General features: G+C 57.0%; 14 protein-coding genes and 2 pseudogenes. 5 read left to right on the top strand and 11 right to left on the bottom strand.

The annotated features are described in order from the left end of the window. Window positions 1-40 precede the first annotated feature (40 nt). Window positions 41-302, top strand: a pseudogene (locus ABIB91_RS41740) (aminotransferase class III-fold pyridoxal phosphate-dependent enzyme); the annotation flags it as partial. A 485-nt stretch (window positions 303-787) separates the two neighbouring features. Further along, the gene (gene panB / locus ABIB91_RS21730) at window positions 788-1,660 is read left to right on the top strand and encodes a 3-methyl-2-oxobutanoate hydroxymethyltransferase (RefSeq protein WP_354165822.1); all 873 of its coding nucleotides are present in this window, start codon (window positions 788-790) and stop codon (window positions 1,658-1,660) included. A gap of 969 nt (window positions 1,661-2,629) precedes the next feature. On the opposite strand, the gene nolL is transcribed toward panB, so the two are convergent. The 4 genes from nolL to ABIB91_RS21710 all read right to left on the bottom strand — a co-directional run bounded on the left by nolL (window position 2,630) and on the right by ABIB91_RS21710 (window position 8,090). Continuing rightward, complete coding sequence (gene nolL, locus ABIB91_RS21725; RefSeq protein WP_354165404.1) at window positions 2,630-3,751, bottom strand: nodulation factor fucose acetyltransferase NolL; 1,122 nt, start codon at window positions 3,749-3,751, stop codon at window positions 2,630-2,632. Between the two features lie 921 nt (window positions 3,752-4,672). Next, the gene (ectB, locus tag ABIB91_RS21720) at window positions 4,673-5,935 is read right to left on the bottom strand and encodes a diaminobutyrate--2-oxoglutarate transaminase (RefSeq protein ID WP_354165411.1); all 1,263 of its coding nucleotides are present in this window, start codon (window positions 5,933-5,935) and stop codon (window positions 4,673-4,675) included. Window positions 5,936-6,926: 991 nt separating this feature from the next. Then, on the bottom strand, window positions 6,927-7,247 hold the full coding sequence (locus ABIB91_RS21715; RefSeq protein ID WP_502917011.1) for a response regulator transcription factor: 321 nt from the start codon (window positions 7,245-7,247) through the stop codon (window positions 6,927-6,929). A gap of 159 nt (window positions 7,248-7,406) precedes the next feature. Beyond that, entirely contained in the window at window positions 7,407-8,090 is a 684-nt protein-coding gene (locus ABIB91_RS21710) for a response regulator transcription factor (RefSeq protein ID WP_354165417.1), read from the bottom strand. A 1,992-nt stretch (window positions 8,091-10,082) separates the two neighbouring features. On the opposite strand from ABIB91_RS21710, the gene ABIB91_RS21705 reads away from it, so the two are divergent. Then, window positions 10,083-15,644, top strand: coding sequence for a trifunctional serine/threonine-protein kinase/ATP-binding protein/sensor histidine kinase (locus tag ABIB91_RS21705; RefSeq protein ID WP_354165424.1), 5,562 nt, complete (start codon window positions 10,083-10,085; stop codon window positions 15,642-15,644). Window positions 15,645-16,525: 881 nt separating this feature from the next. Here ABIB91_RS21705 and ABIB91_RS21700 read toward each other — a convergent pair. Both ABIB91_RS21700 and ABIB91_RS21695 read right to left on the bottom strand, forming a co-directional pair. Beyond that, entirely contained in the window at window positions 16,526-16,795 is a 270-nt protein-coding gene (locus ABIB91_RS21700) for an FMN-binding negative transcriptional regulator (RefSeq protein ID WP_354165430.1), read from the bottom strand. Beyond that, complete coding sequence (locus tag ABIB91_RS21695) at window positions 16,773-17,105, bottom strand: FMN-binding negative transcriptional regulator (protein ID WP_354165437.1); 333 nt, start codon at window positions 17,103-17,105, stop codon at window positions 16,773-16,775. The genes ABIB91_RS21700 and ABIB91_RS21695 overlap by 23 nt, the downstream gene beginning before the upstream one ends. A 457-nt stretch (window positions 17,106-17,562) precedes the next feature. Between ABIB91_RS21695 and ABIB91_RS21690 the strand changes: the two genes are divergently transcribed. Both ABIB91_RS21690 and ABIB91_RS21685 read left to right on the top strand, forming a co-directional pair. Continuing rightward, window positions 17,563-18,810 carry a pectate lyase family protein gene (locus ABIB91_RS21690; RefSeq protein WP_354165444.1) on the top strand — a complete coding sequence of 416 codons (1,248 nt, stop codon included), beginning with the start codon at window positions 17,563-17,565 and terminating at the stop codon, window positions 18,808-18,810. A gap of 443 nt (window positions 18,811-19,253) precedes the next feature. Next, window positions 19,254-20,183: a TauD/TfdA dioxygenase family protein gene (locus ABIB91_RS21685; RefSeq protein WP_354165449.1), complete on the top strand. Its 930-nt coding sequence runs from the start codon at window positions 19,254-19,256 to the stop codon at window positions 20,181-20,183. A 424-nt stretch (window positions 20,184-20,607) separates the two neighbouring features. On the opposite strand, the pseudogene ABIB91_RS21680 reads toward ABIB91_RS21685, so the two are convergent. The 5 genes and pseudogenes from ABIB91_RS21680 to ABIB91_RS21660 form a co-directional block, all read right to left on the bottom strand. Next, window positions 20,608-21,125, bottom strand: a pseudogene (locus tag ABIB91_RS21680) (transposase); the annotation flags it as partial. A 270-nt stretch (window positions 21,126-21,395) separates the two neighbouring features. Further along, window positions 21,396-21,911 carry a tetratricopeptide repeat protein gene (locus tag ABIB91_RS21675; RefSeq protein WP_354165456.1) on the bottom strand — a complete coding sequence of 172 codons (516 nt, stop codon included), beginning with the start codon at window positions 21,909-21,911 and terminating at the stop codon, window positions 21,396-21,398. A gap of 100 nt (window positions 21,912-22,011) precedes the next feature. Further along, a complete protein-coding gene (gene sctV, locus ABIB91_RS21670) occupies window positions 22,012-24,129 on the bottom strand; it encodes a type III secretion system export apparatus subunit SctV (RefSeq protein ID WP_354165461.1) in 2,118 nt (705 codons plus the stop codon). Window positions 24,130-24,138: 9 nt separating this feature from the next. Beyond that, on the bottom strand, window positions 24,139-24,567 hold the full coding sequence (locus tag ABIB91_RS21665; RefSeq protein ID WP_354165464.1) for a histidine kinase: 429 nt from the start codon (window positions 24,565-24,567) through the stop codon (window positions 24,139-24,141). Window positions 24,568-24,569: 2 nt separating this feature from the next. Beyond that, the gene (locus ABIB91_RS21660; protein WP_354165471.1) at window positions 24,570-25,109 is read right to left on the bottom strand and encodes a hypothetical protein; all 540 of its coding nucleotides are present in this window, start codon (window positions 25,107-25,109) and stop codon (window positions 24,570-24,572) included. Window positions 25,110-25,127: the final 18 nt, after the last annotated feature.

Genomic DNA, 25,127 nt, shown 5'->3' with positions numbered 1-25,127 from the left:
AACTTGGCATCCATTCACGCAGCATGCTCTTGACAACGAAATGACCAAAGTTGTGCGTGCCTACGGTGCTTATCTCTACACTGCGCCGGTCGGATCAAAAATGACACCGCATCCTGGTGGGTCGCCACTCACGGCCATTACTATCCGCAAATCGTGAGCGCGATTTAGAAGAACAGGCCGGCAAGCTGAACCAACTGATTTTCGCCGGCTACACGCACGATCCGGCTGAAGAGGTCGCTCGGCTCCTTCTGAACATCGCACCCCGAGGCGTCGAACCTGTTTTCTACTCGGATAGTAGCTCAGGAGGCGACGCACGCGGAGATGGTGGACAGGTCATCCGCATTCTGGAGTGTGCGGCAGCCGTGCGAGCGCCGGCGCATCTTTCCTGTTTCGCTCGCCTGGATCACGGTCGCTTCGGAATTGCCTGCAGTCCGCCGAAGCCGCGGCTTTGAGCGCCAATCAACGGCCATACGAAATCGACATGCCGCCTTAGCGTGGGCTTTGACACGTAAATCGGAGCCTCATAAGGACATTCACCGACCCGCGCGCGTGCATCGTCTACAGGCCGCCGTTTTGAGTCGCAGAATGTTTGGATGCTGGAGTCCCAGAATCACATCGCAGAGGAACATCTTGAAAGAGTTTGTTTGCTGATCGCGCAATCATTGGAAACTTTGTGCTCTCCAACTTCTCAGTGACGCGCCTTTTCAGGCTCCCTATTGACAGAGACCATTTGCTCTTCCAAGGGAAAGGCCATTTCCAGAAACATGCGGGCCGGGTCCGATCGAACATGAGTCACATTTCGCAGCTGTCAGGTGAGCGCGTCACGATTCCAGTTCTGCAACGATTCAAAGAGGAGAGGCGCGCCATCGTCATGACCACGGCTTATGATGCGGTAACGGCACGTATCGCCGATCCTGTGGTCGACGTCATTCTTGTTGGCGATAGCGTCGGCAACGTATGCCTTGGGTTTGATGACACGTTACCGGTCAGCATGGCGATGATGAACCACCACCTGGAGGCGGTCGCGCGGACAAGGCCTCGGGCCATGCTTGTAGCTGACATGCCGTTTCTTAGCTTTCATCTCAGTCCCGACGACACGATACGCAACGCTGGAGGATTCCTTCAGCGTGGCGCCGACGCCGTCAAGCTTGAGGGAGGGGGTAAGCGTGTCGAGATGATCCGAGCCTTGGTGAATTGCGAAATTCCCGTGATGGGCCATCTAGGTCTCACGCCACAAAGCGTCAACGCAATGGGTGGCTTCAAGGTGCAAGGTCGGAACGCGGACGATGCCCTACGTCTGCTTGACGATGCGCACCAGCTACAGCAGGCGGGATGCTTTGCTCTTGTCCTTGAAGGCATCCCGGCTGAGCTCGCTGCCCGAGCGACTGAATCTCTGACCATACCAACGATTGGGATCGGAGCGGGTCCAAGTTGCTCAGGCCAAGTTCTAGTGTTCCACGACGTGTTGGGGCTCGCGGGAAGCCATTATCCAAAATTCGTGCGTGTCTATGTAGAGGGCCATCAGCTGCTGCAGGAGGGCCTCTCGCGCTGGGCAGCTGATGTCCGTAGCGGAGCATTCCCTGAGGCGCAGGAGTCATATCGGCTTCCGGACGGCTTGCGCGGAGCGATCGTAAACTGGACGCCTTCCAAGTCAAGCTAGTGCAAGGTCCAACATGCAAACGAGCAAGTACGGTCGGGGAACTGCGCGGCGCCATTGCAGAGGAGCGCCAGTCCGATAACGAGGCGGGGCTTGCTGCGACGATACGTTGGCCGCACGATCGTCATCTAGCCCTGGCCGAAAGCTCGACGACCTGCGTTATCACCGTTAGTGAGTGCCTTCCTCGCACCCGCCCGAGTTGAGACCAAAAGAGGATCTCGGCAGATCGTCTCGTGACTTCCCAAACGGTGGCCGTGCCGCGAAGCGGGTCGGGTTCGTCTCTGCGCCAGATCCCGGGAGACTTGTCCGGCTTTATTTGAGACCTCGTCGAACCGGCGAACCCGCCAAGCCTCGGCACGCTTGCATTTTCGCGGGCATGCAAAGTACGTGTGCAAGCTGTTTCATCGTGCAGCCATTGTCGCATGCATTGGACGCGGGAGTTCAACAACGCGCGGTCGTGCGCCGCATGATCGTTAATCTCAATTAAATCTTCCGATCGAGATCGTCACCGTCTCGAGACGGTGAGAAGCAGACAGGCTCGCGATGAGCAATCGAATCGCCTCAACGAACAAGAACGGCTTGTTGGTTTCCAAGGGCCTTTTACTTCGGGCAGCTGCGGGTCTAGACGGAGATTCGAACGACTGGGAGATCTCGGGTTCAGGTAGTCGAAGAACCATCTTGTTGAGTGTGAATGGATTGGCTTCGATCTGGGAAAACTGACGGCTAGACGATTGGTACAGCCGAAGCTAATCTCACGGCACTCGACCGTATTTGGATGGACGGCAATGGGCTGAGTTCGCCGGTGCCATACAACTGAGAGCAATACACGCTCGATGGGGTTGCTCTTATGCCGATCATCGCCTCGACGGCGGCTCGCCGTCGCCGCCGGATCTGGGTTCGAAAGCTATTCCAGCGGCTTCACAAGTCGTTGCTATCGGCACCTGCCGTACTCAAACGATCAAATGGATACAGCTAATTCATTGCAGGTTTGGCTTGCGGGAGACCTGAGCGTGGCGGCATTCCAAGGACGAGCTGAGACAGATATGGAACGCCTCGAACGATCGAGCGGATCGTTAGGGCGATCGCAATGATCGCGGCCCCGAGCACACCCGCGATGATCAACCGGGTCGTGAGATCCCAAAGCTCTCCGAATTGTATGAAATCCATGAGACGGAACACGGTACCCTGGACCAGGTAGAGCAGCAGCGTGGTCTGGCCCAACTCCACCGCGATAAAGCGGGCCATTCGATTTGAATGGCCAAAGCGCCAGCATTTCAACAGGAGTACGATAGCGATTGCTGACGCAGCTGCAGAGCCAACAAACATCACAAGCACGTCTTGAGTTGACCGAAAGTCGTGAATTACCCCAAGATTGTTATAGACATAGGTGCTCTTACCCCAAGCTAGAAAGCATACGCAGGTCACAATTGAGAGAAATAAAATCAGGAGCGGCTTGTGATGTCGCAATGCACTGGTCGATCGTTCTCCCGATTGAGCAAGCAAGAAGCCGAAGCAGAAGAACGGGTAAGTAAATCTGATCAGCGGTGATATGGAGAATGTCAGAGGCGCGAGCGCGACCAGTATGGCTGAGCCAGCTATGACCCACGATCGGCGGGTAAGCATGGTAGAAATCTTGATGAGAAGGTAGGAAATAAACGTGGCCCAGATGAACCAATATGTGCCAGCGAGATCGTCTAAAAATTCCGAAAGTCCGCTCGTTAGGCTGGTCGCGCGCCACAACGCCGCTAACTTAGCTGTCTCCATTATTGCCCACCAAAACAGCATCGGCAGCAACAGCTGCTTCGCACGGTCGGTGGCGGCTCGAGTGAACGGCTTTTGCAGCAGCGATCGAGCAGAAAGATATCCGCTTATCGCCATAAAAAGTGGCATGTGGAACATATAGATCGATTTGTAGTACGGCGAAAGCCAAAACCCGTCGTCTCGGTAGATGACATACTGGATCAGGTGCCCAACAATCACCAAAACAATGAGTGCACCTTTCGCGAAATCTAAACTGAGATCTCGATCGTATGCCTCTGCCGTGCGCGACCTGGGGACGTTCGTTCGAGTCACGGGTAGCAATGTATCAAACATCTAGATATCTGTTGTTGAGGAGCCGGCGGCCCGTTGTCCGCTTCTTCTGCCTCATTTTTGATCCAAACGAAAGGCGATGGCGGGAGTTTTTGGAAGGGGAATAGGCTCAGCTTGTTAGGCCTCCCACGAACTAGCTGTGGGCCGCGCATCTCTGAATGCCTCGCGGAACTTTGTGGCAAAGACAAGATACCCTAATTTCGCACACGGCCGTAGCGGCATAGGCGCGGCATACGACTTGCAGACGCGTTTGCGGGAGGGAGACTGTCACGCTCAGTCTCCCACTCGGCCCGACGCATCTCAGACCCGGCAGATGCGTCGGGCTTCCTTGGTTGGCCCAGCATAGTTGGCATGCGGTCCATCACTTTCGCTTGACGCCGAGGTGCTCACGCCAAGAGGGGCTTCTGATAGCGGAACGGCAAGCACGCCAACATTGGGATTACGGCACGTGCTACGGGCGTGCGCCGATAGCGGTGCTCTGCAGTTCTGGAGCAAAAGCCGAGGACCAACCGTTTTGATTGGCTTGTTCGGCTTCGTGTGACTGATGCCGTCAACCCGCGTGCCATGACGACTTTCGTCGCGCTATCTCTTGGTGCAGCTCGTGGCTTGGTGTGCATCCGCGACGGCCTTTAGTTGGATCGTACTCGCAGGATGATTGATAGAGAGCCAGCTCCACTAGTGTCGTTCGCGATTGCGAGGTTCTATGCTCAAAGGTGCTGCTCGCACTCACTGTTGTGGATCGAGGGCAGCAGGCGTTCTTCGCGCATCAGCCGACTCAGCGGATCACAGACAGAATCGGCGTTCAGGCGGCACCTCCATAATCGCGGCTTCAAAACTCCTGAACGTTTCGGCAAGGAGGAGCTCGCGCCAGTGACTTGTGCGGCGATGCTGTTGCGCAACGAGTTTGTCTCGTGTGCCTACAAATTAGCTTCCTTGGGCTGAATTCAACGTTTCGGTCAACGACTCCTCGAATATGTCTAGGCCTTGTCCCAACGTGTCTTGGTCGATCGTAAGTGCGGGCAAGAACTTCACAACCTGATCCGTCGCTCCGCATCGCTCGATGATTAAGCCCTTCTTAAACGCTTTATGTGACGTCGCCTCTGCGATCTGTGTCGTTTTGCAATCGAAGCCGCATACCATGCCTCGTCCACGAACAGCAAACTTGTTTCCGTACTGATGCGCGATAGCATCGAGCCGACGCCGCATAAATGCGCCCAAGCGTTGGACCTGCTGCGAGAACATCTGGTTACGCCAATACAGGGTCAAGGCCGCTTTGCCAGAAACGAGTGCAAGATTGTTTCCTCGAAACGTTCCCGTGTGCTCGCCTGGTTCCCATGCGTCGATCGCCTCTTTGATCAAGAGCATCGACAACGGCAAGCCGTACCCGCTCAGCGATTTCGACATCACAACGATGTCTGGCGACAAAGCAGCGAACTCAAAGCTGAAGAACTCGCCTGTACGACCACAGCCCATTTGGATGTCGTCAACTATGAAAATAGCTCCGACCTCTTTTGCCAAAGCCTGAATTGACTGCAACCATTCCTTACCCGCGACGTTAATGCCTCCCTCTCCTTGCACGGTTTCGACGAGAATGGCGGCGGGAAGGTCAATACCACTGCTCTCGTCCACTAATACCTTTCGCGCGTAATCCGCCGGACTGTCAGCGGAGCCAAGATACCCATCATACGGCATGAAAGTTGTGCCGGATAAGGGAATGCTGCTGGCGTTGCGGTAAAAGCGGTTACCGCTGGCAGCTAGGGCTCCCAAGCTGTGGCCGTGATATCCATTCGTGAAACAAATGACGTTGTGACGCCCTGTGATCTTACGCGAGAGCTTTAGGGCTGCTTCAACGGCGTTAGCTCCCGTAGGACCCGTAAATTGAAAGCGATAGGAAAGATTCCGTTCACGAAGGATGACAGAGCTAAAAGTCTCCATGAATTCGACCTTTGCTGGAGTGGCCATGTCCAAGCCGTGGACGACGCCGTCCGACTCCAGGTACTTGGTGATTGCTGCTTTGATTTCCTGATTGTTGTGGCCATAGTTTAGCGCTCCAGCGCCGGACAGAAAGTCAATGACCTTTCGGTCACCCTCAGTGAACATGATCGAGCCGCGCGCCCGACTGAAGACAGCAGGAAAGGAACGTGAGTACGAGCGGACATTCGACTCGAGCGTTTCGACTGTTTTCATTCTGCGCGGCCCGTGTACTCCGACCATGTGATCGTCTCCTCGACAAGAAAAGCTGCCCGACGAACATGCGCGCGGCCAACATCGTACAAGAGAGTCGAACAGTCGTCTTTCGACCTCCTTTGGGTTGCGCGTTAGCGCGTCTGAAAATCAGCTCCAGTGATTTAGCTGAGAACCGTGCGGAACGAAGCTACTATGTCTAGTAGCATCTCCACATCCAGCGAACGCCACTGGCTAAGGTCGTCTTTCGCGGACAGGCTTGCTTAGCCGGCGCGCGAGGAATTTTCGCATGCCGTGCGGTAGCTTGCGTTAGGATGAATCCTGAAAAGGAGAAAGAGTGGACCTAACTTTCATGGTGACCCAAAAGGGCGCACTCCCGTCGGTAGCGAAGGCAGGGCTTGAGATCGCATCGATCAGGGTCATCAGTGTTACGGCTGGAACGGATGCGTAAGTTTCGGGTGCTTCGGCCCGCCGGAAGGATACTGGGATGGAATGCTCCAATCTCGCGGTGCACACTGTGGATCGCTCGCAAGTTCAACATGGCGTGCAGCCTTTTGTGATTGCAGAGATCGTCTTGAAGGGCTGCGTGATTTCGCTGTGATTGGCGCGTCATCCTCCACAGACACCGGGGCCGGACTTTCTGTGGAGCACTCGCGAAAGCTCGGGTGAACCCGTTTCGGCGAGGTCCTGCCTGGCAAGCCGCTGCCGTGGTACTTTCGACCTAAGCTCAGCATCGCCGTTGGTGCGCACCTTTGTGCGGGCGAGGAGGGCCTCTGCTCGTCTGATTACGCGATCATACCGGTGGCGTTTTTGTCAGGAGCCCTTGCAAGTGCTTCGATAAGAGGCCGAAGGCACAACACAAGAGACAGGAATGCGGCAAGGTGGAAAGGCCATGGTGCCACGGGCGCGAGGTAAGCAGTGGCAGCGGCACATGGATCGATATCGTAAGCGCCGCGCGGGCGCGGTGTGGTCGAGACTGCTGCCTCCCCGTCTTTCACGCGTCCGTGCCGCCACGATGCTCGCGGAGCGCTTCATCGAGGCAGGTTATCAACTCCAGACCGGCAAAGGGTTTGGCGAAAAAGCCAGCTACACCGACGCTCAACGCACGGGCTCGCGTACGATCATCCGCGACGGCAGTAATCAAAATGAATGGCGCGGCGTGGCCCTGGCCCCGCATCTGTTCCAAAAGTTCAAAGCCGCTCATCCTGGGCATCTGCACGTCTGCAATGACACAGGACGTGTTCTTCAATTGAGACGACCGCAAGAACTCCTCAGCCGACGCAAACGTATGAACGACGTGGCCCTGCGATTTCAAAAGGTTGTTCAGTGCGGTACGAATCGAAGGATCGTCGTCGACAACGGAAACAGTTGAATACCTGGACAAGACACCCCGTTCTAGTTGGGCGAAGGCGGTGGCAGAAGCATGACAGCCAGCTGAAGGGTGCGCGTGTTCGATGAAATTGTAAAATCATACTTAGGTTTGTACCCTGGAACGGTCGGTGCCAATTCCAAGCCTCTCACTCATCCTGATCAAATCGGCTAGCGATCGAGCGCCCATCTTCTTCATCACGTGCCCGCGATAGATTTTTACTGTAATTTCGGCGAGCCCGAGTTCCGCGGCTACCTGTTTGTTCAACAGGCCGGCGGCGACCAGTTTCATGACATCCTGCTCTCGTGGACTTAGGGCCTCAAACAAGGACTGCAGCCTCCCGACCACCTTTTCTACACCCCGCCTCTTCCGATCCTGTTCGATAGCTGCGACTACGCCATCGAGCAGTTCCTGATCGCGAAATGGTTTGCTGAGAAAATCGATTGCTCCACTCTTCATGGCTTTGACGGTCATCGGAATATCGCCATGAGCGGTGATGAAAATGATGGGAATGTGAATCTTCAGTTTGGCTAACTCACTCTGGAGTTCAAGCCCGCTCGATCCTGGCAGCCTGATGTCAAGGACGAGGCAGCTAGGAACATCAGGAAGCTCGCTCTGCAGCAGTTCCTGGGCCGTTCCGTAAGCGACGACATCTAGACCGATCGAACGAAATAGGTTGACCAGGGATTCGCGCATCGAGAGGTCATCGTCGACGACGAGGACGCTCGGCCTCACCTCCGGCCCTACAACATTTGCGGCTTCCTTCCGCGATTCAGAGCGCTTGGTCACGATAAGAGCCTCATTTGTACGGTTTAAAGTAGAATTGTCTCGTAACAACGACCGCTGATTGAGGTGCGCAGCCTTTGGCGCAGACGAATCTTTGAGATTTTCGAGATACGTGACTGGTTCGCCGTTCGCACCCAACCCATTACAGGAAAGTCTAGCAAAAACCGCTTGAGTGGTCGAGAACGGCCTTTCGCGTCTATCCCGGCGCGTTGGACCGGCCCCGTGGCATCGATCAAATCGATCAACAGCCGGTCGAGAAGCACCTAATCCAGGACTTGAGGCGCTTGCTTTAGCACGGCGGCGCGTGTCGCCTGGCCTTCGCGAGTGGGGCTGCAGCGGACGACTCATTTTGCGGCTGAAGGATCAGAATGCCCGGCGCCTTGGTCGTTGAACGCCGGGGCGCGAGCTGAGCGAATTGGCGCGATTGTGCTTGTGCACGCGCAGATCCCGTCGGCGTTGCGATCGGCAAGAGGCGTAAACTATCGCACCTGTACTAAGGAAAATAGAAACCAGAACGACTAGCAGCGGCATCAGGACATGAACACTTCTTTTCCGTCGTCAGAGCGCCTGTGAGTTGCGTCTTGGCGAGCTCGGGGAAAGCACCTTGCATCGGCTTCGTACAACCTGACGCAAGGTGCGATTCAAGTCCTTTCCGTCATCATGTTTGTAGGAATGCGCTCGAACTCACGCTGTTGGAGGGGCGCTCACGTTCGTTCGTCTCGTTGCTTCCTTCACCAGCAAAAGCCAGCTGCATTTGCTCTCCTGCATCAGCCAGACAATCGCTGATCCAGCGAAAGAATCATTCTCCTACCAGAATTGGCGGACATCACCGTGCCCGGAGTTGAAGATTAGCTCTTTGACCTACATAGGAACGGCAAAACGCGCCCCGAGCGGTCAACCTGAAGCCCTTGTCAGACCTGCCAGTAGCTCATCGATCCGCCAAGGGCATAGAGCCGAGGTAGTGTCATTAAAGGCGGCCCGACGCACTCCGTCGAGAAGAAAGCGCGCCGGGTTCGCCCCACATCGCCAGTACATCCGTGGTGATGCTGCCTCCAATGAAGCAACCAGCGTGGCAAAACTGAGGCTCGCTCAGCAAGGCAGAGTAGTAGTGACTCCCTGCGTCTTCGTACCTAGCGTGCACGTTGTACGATCCTGGTGTAGATCTATCGAATTGGCAAAAGTCCGATCCGGCAAAGTTCTCGTCCGCACAGGTTGAATAAATGTTGTCACAGTGAGCGCGGCGACAAGAGGCGTTCCGCCGTCTTTCGTTTTGATTGCAATTATCTTCACCGCTTTTGGGATAGCTTACGCCTTGCTTGAAGCGGTTTAAGCAGCGAGATATCTCTCGGCTCTATCGTCTCTCCCGTGAAGAGACAGACTTCGTAAGCTCGCGAGCTGAGTGCTACAACCTGAGGTTAAGTGGGGTTCAAGGCCTTTTTTCGTGTTGCGTTTCGTTTTCGCTCCGAGGCAGCGCTCCTGACAATTCCGCATTCGGGAAAACGTAAGCTCTCGGGTAGCATAGCGATCAGCCCCGCGGCTATTCGTCCCAACAGATAAGAGCAGATTGCGAGTCCCGGCGGCTGATCACGTTCCTTACGATCCACCGCAAGCCGTAACCGAGCGAGTTTTCTCCATCCCGCTTCGGCTTCGGTGGCCTTAATTTCGGGTGCGCCTGAGAACCGCGATCGTCGCCGAGACGATCAGTGGCAGCATAGCTGACGCAGGACCTCATTGAGCAGTCCACATCGCACGATTCCCAAATACGCCCTAGGCGGGAACGCCGTTGCTGATGCTGTGCAGGCCTGCCTGCGCGCGGGATTGGGCTGGATCGACACGATCAGGCGGTGACGTATTGGGTGTGTAAGTCGCATCTTGGTTGCGGCGGTCCAGTCTTTGGCGGCCTTGATCGGTACTCGCCCCGTGCGAAGTCCCTTCACAAGCTCGCCCCATATGTGTCAGATTCTGGCTCAATCCTTATTGATATTGGGCGGGCAAATGCCGCGGGATTCCCTCAGCCGAACTCTGTTCGGCTCAAATGTCGACAGTGACATCCAGCCCCTGTGGGAGGACGGTGATCGCGCGTTTTGCCGTGCGTGGCGCCAGCAAAACCACGGCAGCAGGGCTGTCGTGCTTGTCGTGAGGCCCATAGCGGAACACCCAGCGACGCTCGACCGCCTCGCCCATGAATGTGAGCTGAGGGAGGAGCTAGACGAGGCATGGGCGGTGCGGCCGTTGGAACTCATCCGAGAAGCTGGTCGGACGATGCTGGTCCTGCAGGATCCATGCGGCGAGCCATTGTTAAATTTACTCGGGATCCGCATGGAGCCCGAGCGCTTCCTGCGCCTCGCTGTTGGTATCACAAGGGCCGTGGGCAAGCTTCACCAGCACGGCTTCGTCCACAAGGACCTGAAACCCGCTCACATTCTGGTCAATTGTCCTGACGAACAGGTCCGGCTCACCGGGTTTGGTTTGGCTTCCCGACTTTCCCGCGAGCGTGTGCCGCCTGAGCCTGCCGAGTTCATCGCCGGCTCGCTGCCCTACATGGCGCCCGAACAGACCGGACGAATGAATCGTTCAGTCGACTGTCGCAGTGATCTCTATTCACTTGGTGTGACGTTCTATCAGATGCTGACCGGCGCGCTGCCGTTCACGGGCTCAGATCCCTTGGAGTGGGTCCATTGTCATATTGCAAGAAAAGCAACACCGCCTGTCGAGAAATCGCAAAACCTCCCGGAGCCAATCTCTCAGATTGTGATGAAACTCCTCGCGAAAACCGCCGAGGACCGCTACCAGACTGCCGCTGGCCTCGAGCACGATCTGCAACACTGTCTGGCAGCATGGGCCAACCACGGTCGCATCGACACATTTGAGCTCGGCGCAGACGATACACCTGATCGGTTGCTCATCCCCGAGAAGCTCTATGGCAGAGCCCGCGACATCGAGACCTTGCTTGGCTCTTTCGATCGCGCGGTGAAGAGCGGCGCGCCGAGGTTGGTGCTGGTTGCCGGCTACTCCGGCATCGGTAAGTCCTCGCTTGTCCAGGAGCTACACAAAGTACTCGTGCCCTCGCGCGGACTGTTGGCATCAGGCAAATTCGACCAACTGAAGCGCGATGTTCCCTATGCGACGTTAGTGCAAATCTTTCAGGGTCTTGTGCGGCCTCTTCTTAGCAAAAGTGAGGGCGAACTCGCGACCTGGCGGCAAGCGCTCCGGGAGGCGCTCGGCGCGAATGGACGGCTGATGGTCGAATTGATCCCCGATCTGAGCCTGATCATTGGCGAGCAGCCCGCGCCTGCTGAGCTTCCAGCCCGGCAAGCGCAAAATCGTTTCCAGCTCGTGCTTCGCCGCTTTATTGGTGCATTCGCCCGGCGGACCCATCCATTGGTGCTCTTCCTCGACGATTTGCAGTGGCACGATGCCGCAACCCTCGACCTGATCGAGGATCTTCTGACCCAGTCGAACCTGCACCTGCTCGTCATTGGAGCTTACCGCAGCAACGAAGTTGATGCAGGCCATCCACTCAAACGCAAGCTCGAGTCCATCAGGAGAGCCGACGCAAATCTAGAGGAGATCACGCTGTCGCCGCTCACTGCAGACGATGTCGCGCAGTTGGTCGCGGACACTCTTCGCTGCGGACCAAAACGCGCTGCCCCGCTTGCAAAATTGGTGCATCAGAAGACGATGGGCAATCCGTTCTTCGCCATTCAATTCTTGTCTGAACTTGCCGAAGAGCAGCTGTTAACGTTCGCTCACGAGCCGGCGCGCTGGCGTTGGGATCTCGAGCGCATTCACGCAAAAGCGTACACCGAGAACGTCGTCGATCTGATGCTTGGTAAGCTCATCCGGCTGCCCGACGAAACGCAGGACGCGCTGCAACAGCTGGCCTGTTTCGGCAACATGGCCGAGACGGCAGAGCTTGCGATCGTGCTCGAAACGTCACAGGCACAGGTGCAGGCGAGGCTATGGCCAGCGATCCGGCAGGAACTGGTCTCGCGCCAGGGAACAGTCTACCGCTTTGTCCACGATCGCGTTCAAGAGGCGGCTTACTTGCTGGTGCCGGAATCCTCGCGCGCTCCTGCCCATTTGCGGATCGGTCGGATGCTTGCGGCACATGTCCCTGCGCACAAACGTGAGGAGGCTATCTTCGATGTTGTCAGTCAACTCAATCGAGGTGTCGCGCTCATCGCTTCCGGTCAGGAGCGAGAGCAGCTCGCGGAGTTTAATTTAATCGCAGGGCAGCGTGCCAGGGCGTCGGCGGCCTACGCCTCGGCACTGACATATTTCACCGTCGGTGCTGCGCTGCTCGCGCAGGATTCGTGGCAAAGGCGCCACGAACTCGCATTCGCACTGGAAACCAGTCGGGCCGAATGTGAATGCTTGGTAGGCCGGCTGGAGGTTGCGGAGTGCCTCCTGTCTGCGCTGTCGAAGCGCGCTTTGAGCGCGCCCGAACGAGCGACGGTCGCATGTTTGCGGGTCGATCTTTACTTGACGCTCGGTCAGCACGGCCGAGCGGTGTTCATAGGTCTCGAATATCTTCGCGATGTCGGGATCGAGTGGTCGCGGCATCCGACGGACCAAGAAACACTAACCGAATATCAGCGGATGTGGTCACGTCTGCCGGACGCGATCGAGGAGCTTGCTGGTTTGCCTGAAATGACAGATCAGACCACGCTTGCCACGCTTTCCGTCTTGACGCGGATTCTTCCGCCCGCAGGTTTCACGGACGCCAATATATCCGCTCTGGTCATCTGCAGAGCCGTCAGCATCAGCCTCGAATACGGCAACACTGATGCGTCTTGTACCCACTACGCATGGCTGGGCCGAATCTCGGCCGGCCGCTTCGGTGACTACCAAGCGGCTGATAAATTTGGTCGTCTTGCGTGCGATCTGGTTGATCGCGGTGAGTTCTCTCGTTTTCGGGCTCCGGTCTATTTGGCGATGGGAGGCAACGTGATCCCGTGGACGAAGCCCCTGAGGGACGGACGAGTGTTGATCCGGCGAGCGCTCGAAGCTGCGAACAGCATCGGCGATTTCATCTATGAGGCGTACAGCTTGGTTCATCTAACCTCAAATATGTTGATGGCAGGAGATCCCCTGAAAGAGGTGCAGAACGAGATAGAGAAGAGCCTTGCTACGATACGGAACAGAAAGGTCAAGTTTGCTGCTGATGCCATGACTGCACAGCTCGCAATTATTAGAACCATGCGCGGCCTCACGCGCTCATTCGGTTCCTTCGATGATCAGCAATTTGACGAGCAGGACATCGAGCGATCATTTGAACGCAGTCCGGAGCTGTCACCGAGCGAAACCGTCTACTGGATCCGCAAACTTCAGGCGCGGTTTCTGGCCGGCGATTATCCTGCAGCTATTGCTGCTCGCTCGAAGGCAGAGCCCCGATTGTGGACCATCCCGACAGAGTCCTTGATCGCGGAATTTCACTTCTATGGCGCGCTGTCTCTCTCCTGTTACTGCGAGAGGCTGTGTGAAAGCGAACAACAGCAACATCGCGAAATGATTGATGCCCATCACAGACAGCTGCAGATATGGGTCACGAATTGCCCCGAAAACTTTGACAATCGGGCTTCCTTGGTCAGGGCTGAAATTGCGAGGCTGGAATGCCGGGATGCGGACGCAATGCGGCTGTACGAACATTCAATCCAGACCGCAGGACGTAACGGTTTCGCCCATCACGAGGGGGTCGCTTGTGAACTTGCAGCGCGCTTTTATGCAGCGCGCGGCTTTGACAGGATCTCCCGGGTTTACCTGCAGGACGCCCGGCATGGCTATCTTCGTTGGGGAGCGGATGGTAAGGTGCGTCAACTCGAGGAGCTAAATCCCCATCTCAACCATGAGGAGACCACTCTTGCCGTGAATGGCATGAGGATCGGAGCTCCGGTTGAGCATCTTGATCTGGCGACGGTGACAAAAGTGTCGCAGGCGATTTCCGGCGAGATTGTGCTTCAAAAGCTCATCGACACGCTTATGCGGACTGCCATTGAGCAGGCTGGCGCCGAGCGAGGTTTGTTGATTCTGCTGGATGGGGACGAGCCACGGATCGAGGCGGAAGCTACAACGGTAGCGGATGCGCTGCTTGTAAAGGTGGGTGAACAGCCCGTGACTCCGATGGCTCTTCCCGAGTCCGTGCTGCATTTCGTCCTACGTGTCCGCGAAAACGTCATTCTCGAAGATGCTGCCGCCCAGCCTTCATTTGCGGAAGACCCGTATATCCGCGAGCGCAAATCGCGTTCTATTCTTTGCCTGCCGCTGATCACGCAAGGCAAGCTGATCGGCGTACTTTATCTGGAGAATAATCTCGCCCCGCGCATATTCTCAGCTGCGCGCAACTCGGTGTTGAAAATGCTTGCCTCTCAAGCTGCAACAGCGCTGGAAAACAGTCGGTTGTACAGCGAAGTGCAGCAACGGGAGGCGAAAATCCGGCGCTTACTCGACGCTAACGTCATCGGAATCTTTATCATCCGGAAAGGGGGCGAGATCATCGAGGCAAATCAACCCTTCCTCGCGATGGTTGGATACGACCAAAGCGATCTTCTCGCAGGGCGAGTGAACGGTCTCGACCTGACGCCTCCAGAATGGCACGAGCGCACAATGGATGCTCGGACAGAAGCAAAAAGAACCGGAGCTGTTCAGCAGTTCGAGAAAGAGTATATTCGGAAGGATGGCAGCCGCGTGCCGGTGCTAATTGGCCTCGCCGTATTCGATGAGCGACAGGACCACGGTGTTGGCTTCGTCCTCGATCTGACAGAGCGAAAGAAAGTGGAAGCCGAAGCCCGTGAAAGCGAACGACGTTATCGCGAAACTCTGATGGGCCTTGCACACGCCAATCGGATCACGACAATGGGACAGCTGGCCGCCTCGATCGCCCATGAGGTGAACCAGCCGATTGCGGCGATCAGCAGCAATGCGGGGGCAGGGCTAAATTGGCTCGGTGCTCAACCCCCAAATCTGGAAGAGGTTCGGCAGACCTTCGGTTTGATTGTCCGTGACAGTATGCGCGCGGGGGATGTGATCCGCCGGATCCGCGCTCTTATGAATAAGGCTCCGATACAAACGGAGCTTCTTGCAATTGACGAAGTGATCTTAGAGGTGCTGGCCCTAGTTGGCGCGGAACTCGCAAAACATGAAGTGTGGGTGCGAACCCGACGGCCTGAGGCGTTGCCGCTCGTTCGAGCAGATCGCGTTCAGGTGCGGCAGGTGATTCTCAATCTGATCACGAACGCCATCGAGGCCATGAGCGAGATCAACGAAGGCGAGCGCGAATTACTGATCGCTACGCGGACTGATGGCTCGAATAATGTAGTGGTCGCTTTTCGGGATACGGGTCCAGGACTCGATCCAAACAGCGCAGAGCGCGTGTTCGAGGCGTTTTACACCACCAAATCCGAAGGTATGGGCATGGGGCTGGCCATTTGCCATTCTATTATTGAGGCGCACGGGGGCCGAATGTGGGCGGGCGCCAATGATCCTCGCGGAGCCGTTTTTCAATTCAGCATGCCCGTTGCGCCCGAGGGCGTGGATCGGGCGGAACGGGTCTCTTGAGCGTCTGAGGTCGAGTGGGTCGTCGAGCAGGGGTGCTCCGGGAGCCCCATCATTATGACAGAAGCAAGCTGCGTGACCTTGATAACTTGAGACATTCGCGTTTCTTGCTGCCCGTTGGAAGTGTTGGCGCGACCGCTGATTGTCACGAACTGTCAGAAAATCTGCAACCCGACCGCAATGCGAGATTCCAGACGCTCGCTGGCCCTTTGCAAATCTCTAGAGAATTGCAAGCCATCAAGTGCAATCAAGCGAAACCTGCAGACGCAGTGTTCGAGATGCGACGGCAATCGTCATTCGAAGCATCGTTGTTTGAGCCGGAAGGGCGATATCAATCCGGAAAGTAGTTTTAGTTGCATGCAACCCTCGCCCAAAGCTTGAGCAGAGCTTCGGAGGCGGATCAGGTTAACCCGGTCGCAGGAGTCCGTGCTGAAGTGGTTGGGAAGGGGGTGCTTTGACAATGAAGAGCCGGCGCCGCGCTCGTAAATCCGATCTCAATGCAAAGCATTGCTGCGATGCCGTGCGAACCATCCCATGGGCCCCCACTGGTGCATCGTTTTTTTTGCGAAGTTGGCCTCGGAGCCTGGGCGCCACGGCTGCCGCTCGCGATAGACGGCGCCCGTTCAATGGCATCATACACGTTTTCTGTGATGCGTGGGGCACCTGACGCGAGCAGAAACCCACCGCCGCCAGCACGTCGTTAGGCTGATGGAGAGCAGTCGAGGAAGTCGAGAAAATCCACGTGGCACGGGGTCGTTTACGATAAGCCGTTCGGGTTCGTCATCCTTTCGGAATGAGGTGAGCGGCACGACGCTCTTCCTCACCGTCGCTGTTGGATAAGCCCTCGATGACGCCGGCGCGATCCGCCGTATTGCGGTTCCGGCTCATCTTCCGCGTGCCATAGAGCCGTGCAATTTGCAATCGCACACCGACAATCCCCTTGAGCCCCGCTTGACGAAATCGGCAGGAGCGTCGGTGATCGCCCAACTTTGCCCGAGCGCTCCTGCATATCGGTCAGCCGCGTGACGACCTCCCCTCAATCGATCGGCATCATCGAAGAACTCAACTCGACCGTAGGCATGCACCGCGACATAGTTCCACGTCGGTACGGCCTCGGCCTGTCGTGCTTGGTCACGTCCAGGAAGGGCTGACATAGGCCCGCGCCCCAGCGAAAATCGCCATGGCCTCGCCAGTCGGCGTCAGCTTCCAATGCGGACTCGAACGCGCCAGGCGCGCGTAAATGTTGCCCATGGAGCCTTCGCTCTCGTCGAATACTACGGGCAGCGCTCCAACAAGCCCTTCGTGAGTGGCGGTGATCAGTGTCGCTGACTGCCTCGCGCATTTTCCGATGAGGGCTCGGCGTTGTCGACGACTCGGAAGGCGGGCGGCGTGTACATGGGCGAAGCCACCGGCAGCCCAACGGACAGCCGGGCGGCTCTTGATTTGAACTGCGGTGCGCCTCATGCCGGATCACAGAAAGAGCCAACCTGGGTAGTTTCATTCCTCCGCGCACGCTGGAGCTGAGGCAGCTAACCTATGATGTGTGGAAGGGGGTAGATCGAAGAGCGTTTGCAAGCTGGTCCAGCCGTCGTCTTCGAGCCGTGCGCCTTAGGGCCAGCCGTGGGATAGCATCTTGCTTTCATTCTGACCGAGCTCTCGAAGCATCGACCGCTGCTTTCATCGGCCGTGAGTGGCTCAATGGCTACCCAGATCCGTCGCAGTTGGTACGGAGCCTGCGGCTGCACACTTCGGCTGTTGTTTAGCAGGGTTCCAATATTCCGTTCCTGCCTTATTGAGGCCGATGTGATGGCGTTAACGCCCCATGCTGATGGCCATTCCAGTTCAGCATTTCAGGTCGAAAGTCCAGTTTCTCGTGGGGATTTCCGGGTAGCAGAGAGAGCTAATGTTTAGAAAAGACACGATGGAGCACATCAAGCGTTCGTTGCGCGTGCTCGGCGGACTTGCTGTCGTTCTCGGCATCTCTTCCGTGCTCGGATCGAACAATGTGCGATCGGAAGCCCTCAACGGCTTTGGCTCTGCAGCGACGGGCGGCCTTGGAGGCGAGATAGTTCAGGTGAGATCAACCGAAGCTCTGGATCATGAGTTATGTCGTTCGTACAGCTTCGGGCAGTGCAATGACAATAGTCCGCGCGAGATCCAGGTAATCGGAACCATAGACTTTACCGGTACGGAAGGGCGAGGCGAGGGGCAGGGATGCCAATACGGCCGCGCTTGTTCGGCACCTTACAAGCGTGAGTCCCTTCTCCTCCTAGATGGCAACGACGCGCATTGCGATGGCAAGGAGAAGACGTTGGTCGGCTTCGACCGGGCCGGCAAGCGCCCGCTGGAAATTGGCTCAAACAAAACAGTGATCGGCGTTGGTCCGAGCGCTACAATCAAAGGGAAGGGGCTGCGCCTGAATGGGGTCAGCAACGTCGTTATTCGCAACCTGACCATCAGTGATGTCAATCAAGGCGTGATATTTGCCGGTGATGCTATTGCAATTGCACGAGCCGACCTGGTTTGGATCGATCACAACCGATTCCATAATATCGGGCGACAGATGATTGCCGGCGGCTTTGGCCCTACGACGAATATTACGATTTCTTGGAACGACTTCGATGGCGGCGATACCTATTCCTCCTATTGCAACGGGGAGCACTATTGGAATCTCCTATTTCTCGGTGTTCCGCAGACGATCACTATCGCAAATAATTATTTCCATGAGATCTCGGGGCGGGCGCCGCACATTGACGGTGCGCACGCCGTTATTCATCTCGTTAACAATTATTTCCACAATACGAATGCGCAACAAAGCGGCGGATTCTTCCATGCAGTGGATGCTGGATCATCTGTGCAAGCACTGATCGAGGGTAACTACTTTGACAACATTGAAACACCTATAAAGACCGGGACTGGACATATCTTTGGCTTGTTAGGCAAAGCCAGCGGGGCCATGCAGAACATCTGCCTCACCGTGCTCGGACGCCGGTGCATCGAGAACATCGCCATCCCAGTGCCGCGGTTCAATGGCTTTCGCCTGGATCAAACCGTAGTTCAATCGTTTGGAGATCTTCCAAGCTCGTCTATTCCTCTTCCATTTCGAGCGGATGATGTTCCGGCCGTGATTACGGCCAGGGCAGGTCCCGGACACCTTGGGAGCCGGTGATGGCTCGTTCGCAGATGCGGCTCGAGACTTGGCCGATTGCCGCAAACAGTTAAGTGGAAGGCGCATACTGGACGAGAACGGCACGCACGGCTGGCTGCCCGACGTTGCACGAGGACCGTACGGCCTTTCTCTTCGGGTGCCGAGCGGTACAATTCCTGTCGATTATGCGCCCTATGCCGTTCCCCGCCGACCCAGGCGCTCGCCTCAAATGCATCCGTCCGGTTTTTGACGGATTCGGGTTGGAAAGAGGAAGGGGGCAGCATCGAGTTCCTGGCAACTGTTCGAATTATCATCCGATCAGCTAGCTGACGGACCTTCACAGCTTCGTTTTCCGACTGGCATGGTGCTTGCTTGAGAGTACCCGTAGCGCGAGGTTCGCCTTCGAAACCGAGTGACCCTAACCCTTATTGTTGAGCAATCCGCAAAGCTTGGAAGAGATCGCAATGAAAGAAACGGCCTCGATTGATAGGGTCATTCCACCGACCGACGTCGTCAAGCGCGCAGCGCGCATCGGTGTTGAAATCGGAAATATCAGGCTCTCGGGTGATTTACCGAGCCGAACCATCACTGCGATCAACAGCTTGCTGCTCGAGCACAAGGTGATCTTCTTCCGCAATCAAGGGCATCTTGATGACGCGGAGCAGGAGCGCTTTGCTGCTTGTTTGGGAAAGCTTGTGCCGCATCCGACACTCGGTGCGATCAATGAAAAGACCTCGATCATCGAGCTTGATTCCGCGCGCGGAGGTAGCCGGGCTGATGTTTGGCACGCCGATGGAACGTTTCTCGCGGCCTATCCCAAACTTGCGGTGCTGCGAGCTGTTGTGGTCCCATCGTCCGGTGGCGATACGATTTGGTCGAACGCTGTGTCCGCCTATCTGGATCTGCCACGACCCATCCAACGGCTTGCCGACGAACTCTGGACCGTTCACAGCAACGCCTTCGATTACGCCGGGACCTGCCGTGTTCGCGAAATCGACCAGAAACATTTTGATGAGGTCTTTACTAAAACGATCTATGAGACCGAGCATCCTGTGGTCCGTGTACATCCCGAGACCGGCGAGCGCGCGCTGGTGCTCGGCGATCTGGTGCAAAGGTTTATCGATATCCAAAAGCGCGACGGTCAGAGGCTGTTCGATCTATTCCAGTCTCATATCGCGGCGCCCGAAAACACCGTGCGCTGGAGCTGGAAAGAGGGCGATGTCGCAATTTGGGATAACCGCGCAACGCAGCATTATGCGGTCAACGATTACGGTGACCAGCATCGCGTCGTCCATCGTGCCACAATCGATGGTGACGCGCCTGTCAGCGTCGACGGCCGATGCAGTGTAACGCGCCTCAAGACGACGAAGCATCCCTCCGCGAAGGTTGCCTAGCATGGCTCGGCGAACTTACCGGCAATGCACGGCTCTTATCGCATGTTAGCGCGAATAGACTGGTTGCGTACGCAGAGGCATGAAACAATCCTTGCGGCAAGCCCGTCGACTTGGAGCCGAAGCTGCCGTAGCAGGCCCCGCCGCCTCGATCCACAAAACGGCCCCTCTTTCTTTTCGTCCGGCGTACCCCGCAGAACAGATGCGCGGGGTGTCGTCAAGCAGGGCAGCAACCTAATTTCGTCGACTTGAGGCAATTCTGATTGATTTGTGCGTCCGGGAGAACGTCTTCGTAAGCTAGTCGTCAACTAAGCATTTTATGGGGATCTGCCGCGCCTCGCCGGCCTGAACTCAATGCAAAAAATAAGAGAGCGAACAGTTATGTATGGTCGAATTGGTGGATCCTCGATAGCGCCTACACCCGCGACGCCACGCGAGAATAGGATTGCCGCAGCCTGACGCCGTGCCTGCTTGCCAGGCGGTTCAGCCCTCGGATTGCTGCATGCAGCAATTTGACGTCAGTCCGAAAGCTGATGGCCTTCGGCTGCACCGTGGTGTCGACCGTGACCCGCTTGAGGTCTTGGCTGCGAACGCGCCGGCCTCGTGCGCCACCCGCAGGCTCTCGGCCAGCAGCAACTCCAGATTGTCGCCGACCCGCAGATCCGAGCGCTCGTGCGGGAACGCGTGCTGGAAGAACTCTTCGCCGGTGAAGTACTGGAAATACGGATCGTGGACCCTGCGCTCACAGACCCCCTCATCGGACCGCCGGTAAATGTGCTTGAGCAACAACAGCCCGGTCATGAAGCGGGTCTCAATCCCCGGCCGGCCGTTCTCGCTGTAGAACGGCGCGATCTCGCCGTCGATCCAGTCCCAATCGATCTTGCCGGCAAGCAGAACCAGCTCGTGCTTCAGATTGATGATCTGGTCGAGCCGAGCCCGGAACAGATCGTTCGATCACGTCGTCTTGTGCTTCTTCGGCCGCATCGTCCCGGCACAGAATTATGCTCCGCCCCGAAAATGAATCCATAAAACGAAATTGCAAGTTTGGGGTTCTCGACCCCCAAATCCATGCAATCTCAAATGCCACCGCATCTGAACAACAGACGATCCGTACTAAGGGCACTGCAGCGCGTGCTCGGCAAATAGGATGGAGACGATGCAGCCGACGTCCTGCTCACGGCGGTTAGCGATGCCAGCGCATGTCTGAGGCGCTGGTTATTTCCAGTCTATCAACGGATGAGCCTCGTCGGACGGCGCACGCAAACTGGCGTTTCCGCTGTCGGCTTTGCCATTGAGTGCGAGCGAAGGGTTCAGATTGTTGCGCAACATCTCGTTGTCTGGCTCCGTTGCAAGTGCGCGTTGATACAGCGCTTGGGCCTCAGAGTGGCGTCCCTCGGTGTCGAGGACCACGGCTTTCGCGTTCAGTGCACGCAGATCACCGGGTGTGGCAATCAAAACGCTGTCCAGTATCTGAAACGCCTCATCCGCGTGCTTTCGCGCCAGTAAGGCCCGCGCAAGAGGGATCGCAACATCAACGTTGCCGGGCCGTTGGCTCAAAGCAGCGCGCAGAGTGTCCTCACCAGCATCCTGGCGAAATGCGTGCACAACGCGCTCGCGCACGGCAGGATCGACATCCTTGGTAGCTGATAACTCTGGTCCTGGCGCCTCCGCTACTCCAATAGCTGATTTATTCAAGCTAGTGCAATCGCCGACCAGCAGAACAGCGAGCACTGCGAGGAGCCTAGAGCACGAGCCCGCGCCAATGGAGCGCAGCTGCTGCCCTGCTTGTGGTTGTCTCATCAGGTCCATCCCACGATCAACTGCTGCTCCATCAACCGGCCGCGGCGACCGGGCCGCGACGCTCCGCTGACGGAACCGTCTCCTTGGTTTCCGTGAGTGTGACGGATCCAACCGGCTGGATCGTGAAATCGGAGGCGAGATCCTGGTAGGACAGAACAGGTAGATCAATACTGTTGCGGGTGAGAAAACCGCGGACGAAACGCCGGATATCCATTGAACCCAGAATGACCGGCCGGCTTTGACCCGATGCGATGCTTGCATGGATCCGACGGAATTGGGAAAGCAGCTTCTCGGTTTGCGAATCCTCTAAGACGAGGTAGGGGCCGACAGCGGTATCACGCAGCCCACCACGCACGATCTCCTCAGTTTCCCGCTCGATGATAAAGGCGGCCACGACACGGTGGGCATTGGCGTAGCGATGGCAGATCTGCCGACTCAGACCGGAGCGAACATATTCGGTGAGCAGCACGACACTTTTCTCGCGTTCGCTCCATTCGGCCAGCGTCTCCAGCACCAGGCGGGTGTTGCGAATGGGGATGCCCTCGTCCAGTAAGCGGCGCAGGACGTCGGCGATCCGGGGAACCGGCGTCGTGCGCAGCACCTCCTTCACCAGATCGGCGTACTCCTGCTCCATCCGGTTGAGCAATTGACGCGTCTCCTGAATGCCCAGCAAGCGCTGTGCGTACCGTGTCAATGTCGAATGGACGCGTAAGCCGACGAGTTCGCTAGGACTATGATACCCTATTCCGGCGGCTTTGAGAGCCGGCGCATGCTCTTGTTCGATCCAGATCCGGTTTGTGTCCGTCTCCTGCCGAAACGGGATACCGCTCAATTCAATGTTCGCCACGTCATCGTTAAGCATGAGCTGCGCCGGATCAACGAAATCCGCTTCAACGGGGACTCCCTCAACATCCACCCTAAATTGCGACTCAGCTAAGCGCTGATCGAGTTGGGCGGGGATGCGTGGAATGGTGATGCCAAGATCGGCTGAGACCAACGCCGAAACGCGTCCGATGCATTGCTCGAGCTCCCCTTTGCCGATTGCATGTGTCAGATTGGGTGCGAGGAATAGCGCGATCGGAAGTGCCTCCGTAGGGACGGTTTGCTTCTCGGCTTGTGTTGGGCCCGGGCTCGAACCGGTGACACCGGCGTCCGTTTTGGCGGCTATCGTCCCACTTTGCGTACCAACCTTGAAATAGCTCGCGCCGGCAAAGAATGCGGCCAGGATAACAAATGGAGGCAGGGGGAAACCGGGCACGAGTCCCATCACAAGCAACACGCAGGCTGCCAGCCGTAGTGCTTGTGTGCTCGCTGTAAGTTGGTTGACGATATCGGCACCGAGTTTGAGCCTGGTGGGCCCGTTGACGCGGGTGACGATAGTTGCGGCTGTGATCGACAGCAGCAGCGCCGGAATTTGCGAGATTAGCGCATCACCTATGGTCAGCAGCGTATATTGATGCAGCGCCTCATCGAGCGACATTCCCCTGGAAAGCAGGCCGATGCTGATCCCACCTAGCATATTGATGCAGATGACTATCAGCCCGGCGATGGCGTCGCCTTTGACGAATTTCATAGCGCCGTCCATGGCGCCGTGAAGCTGGCTTTCTTGCTCAAGCACGGCGCGCCGGCTGCGGGCTTCGTGCTGATCGATGTAGCCGTTGCGCAGCTCCGCGTCGATCGCCATTTGCTTGCCGGGCAGCGCATCGAGTGTGAAGCGCGCCGACACCTCTGCGACCCGTTCGGCGCCCTTGGCGAGAACCATGAACTGCACCATCGTCACGATTAGGAATATGACAATTCCGACGGCGATGTTGCCCGATATAACGAAGTCGCCGAAAGTGTGAATGATGCTACCGGCTTCACCCTCAGCGAGAATCAGCCGCGTCGTTGCGACAGTAAGCGCCAGACGAAAGACGGTAGAGATGAGGATCACGCCCGGCAAGGACGAAAAGTCGACTGCCGTGTTGAGATGCAGGGCGACCATCAGCAGCAATATGGCCAAGCCAAGGTTGAAGCCGATCAGCGTGTCGATCGCTACGATCGGGATCGGTATGATCATCAGGGCGATCGCCAGAAGCAGAACCAACGCGACCATCAAGTCCGGATGGGCCGGCACGCGCGCAATAAGGTTGCGTAGGACGTTGGCCATGAGCAGCCCCTATTGTTGTTCGAACCGAGTTGCGCTGCCCCGCAACGAAACATAGCGTGCAAAGGTGGCTCGCGCCTCAGCCATGCGGCCACTCTTGCGTAGGGCGTGACTGCGCAAGAGCATCAGAGGCAGGCGCGAAGACGGCCGGCCGTCAAAAGTGTCCAGCCTATCCAATACCGCCAGTGCTTCATGGCCGCTGCCCTCTGAGACCAGAGCGTAGGCCAGAATGCGCAGCAGGTCGACGTTCTGAGAGCGTTCGTGAGCCACGAATCGCAGCAGAGCCAAGCTTTCGGCGCTGTTCCCGCAAGCAAGGTGGACATAGGAAAGCGCGCAGAGCAACTCAAGCTCCTGTTCAGAGATCAGCGGCACCTCACGGTCTTTGGACACGTTTGGCGGTGGAATACGCGTGAGGTGTTGCCCTCGGTCAACCTCGGCCATTGCTAGCCTTTGATTAAGCCGTTCTGATTCTGCCGGAGCAGAACTAGCCGCCGCAGCTCCTGCTGCAGCACACCGATCCCTTCACGTGACACCGAATCCTCTGGCGCCGCCGACAGCGCAACAGCCAGAGTTTCGAGAAGAAGGCCATGGTTGTCTGCACGCAGAACGTCCCAATGACGTAAGTGCGGCGTGACGAACGAGAGCAGGTTGCCTGCGAGATTGGGGCCATTCAACCGAGCCAGTTCTGAACATGGCGCGATCTCACCTACTTGGCTGCGCGTCTTGTCCAAATTGACGCGCGAGACTGGATCGACAGAGTCGATCTCCACCGCCGCCTCGATTGTGGCCCCAACCGGCAGTTCCTGCGACGGCCTATCCCGAAAAGTTGGCGCGTGCCTCTTGCCATCATCTACTTGCGCCGCCTCGATCTCGATGCCATCGGCTTGAGAGATGGTCGGCTGAACGGTAGGTGTATGATCGCCGAGGTCGATCCTCTGAAAGGAGGTGCGAGGCTCTACAGAATGCCGGGGCAGCCTAGTCATGATAAATTCCTTCTGACC

This window comes from Bradyrhizobium sp. JR4.3, assembly GCF_040547695.1.
GTDB lineage: Bacteria > Pseudomonadota > Alphaproteobacteria > Rhizobiales > Xanthobacteraceae > Bradyrhizobium > Bradyrhizobium canariense.
This window is presented reverse-complemented; position numbering and strand designations above follow the sequence as displayed.

Bases quoted from the DNA above. Each gene is read 5' to 3' on its own strand.
- ABIB91_RS21705 (WP_354165424.1), top strand. From the start codon at position 10,083: ATGCCGCGGGATTCCCTCAGCCGAACTCTGTTCGGCTCAAATGTCGAC.
- ABIB91_RS21700 (WP_354165430.1), bottom strand. From the start codon at position 16,795: ATGTCAGCCCTTCCTGGACGTGACCAAGCACGACAGGCCGAGGCCGTA.
- nolL (WP_354165404.1), bottom strand. From the start codon at position 3,751: ATGTTTGATACATTGCTACCCGTGACTCGAACGAACGTCCCCAGGTCG.
- sctV (WP_354165461.1), bottom strand. From the start codon at position 24,129: ATGGCCAACGTCCTACGCAACCTTATTGCGCGCGTGCCGGCCCATCCG.
- ectB (WP_354165411.1), bottom strand. From the start codon at position 5,935: ATGAAAACAGTCGAAACGCTCGAGTCGAATGTCCGCTCGTACTCACGT.
- panB (WP_354165822.1), top strand. From the start codon at position 788: ATGAGTCACATTTCGCAGCTGTCAGGTGAGCGCGTCACGATTCCAGTT.
- ABIB91_RS21660 (WP_354165471.1), bottom strand. From the start codon at position 25,109: ATGACTAGGCTGCCCCGGCATTCTGTAGAGCCTCGCACCTCCTTTCAG.
- ABIB91_RS21695 (WP_354165437.1), bottom strand. From the start codon at position 17,105: ATGAGGCGCACCGCAGTTCAAATCAAGAGCCGCCCGGCTGTCCGTTGG.
- ABIB91_RS21690 (WP_354165444.1), top strand. From the start codon at position 17,563: ATGGAGCACATCAAGCGTTCGTTGCGCGTGCTCGGCGGACTTGCTGTC.
- ABIB91_RS21685 (WP_354165449.1), top strand. From the start codon at position 19,254: ATGAAAGAAACGGCCTCGATTGATAGGGTCATTCCACCGACCGACGTC.
- ABIB91_RS21665 (WP_354165464.1), bottom strand. From the start codon at position 24,567: ATGGCCGAGGTTGACCGAGGGCAACACCTCACGCGTATTCCACCGCCA.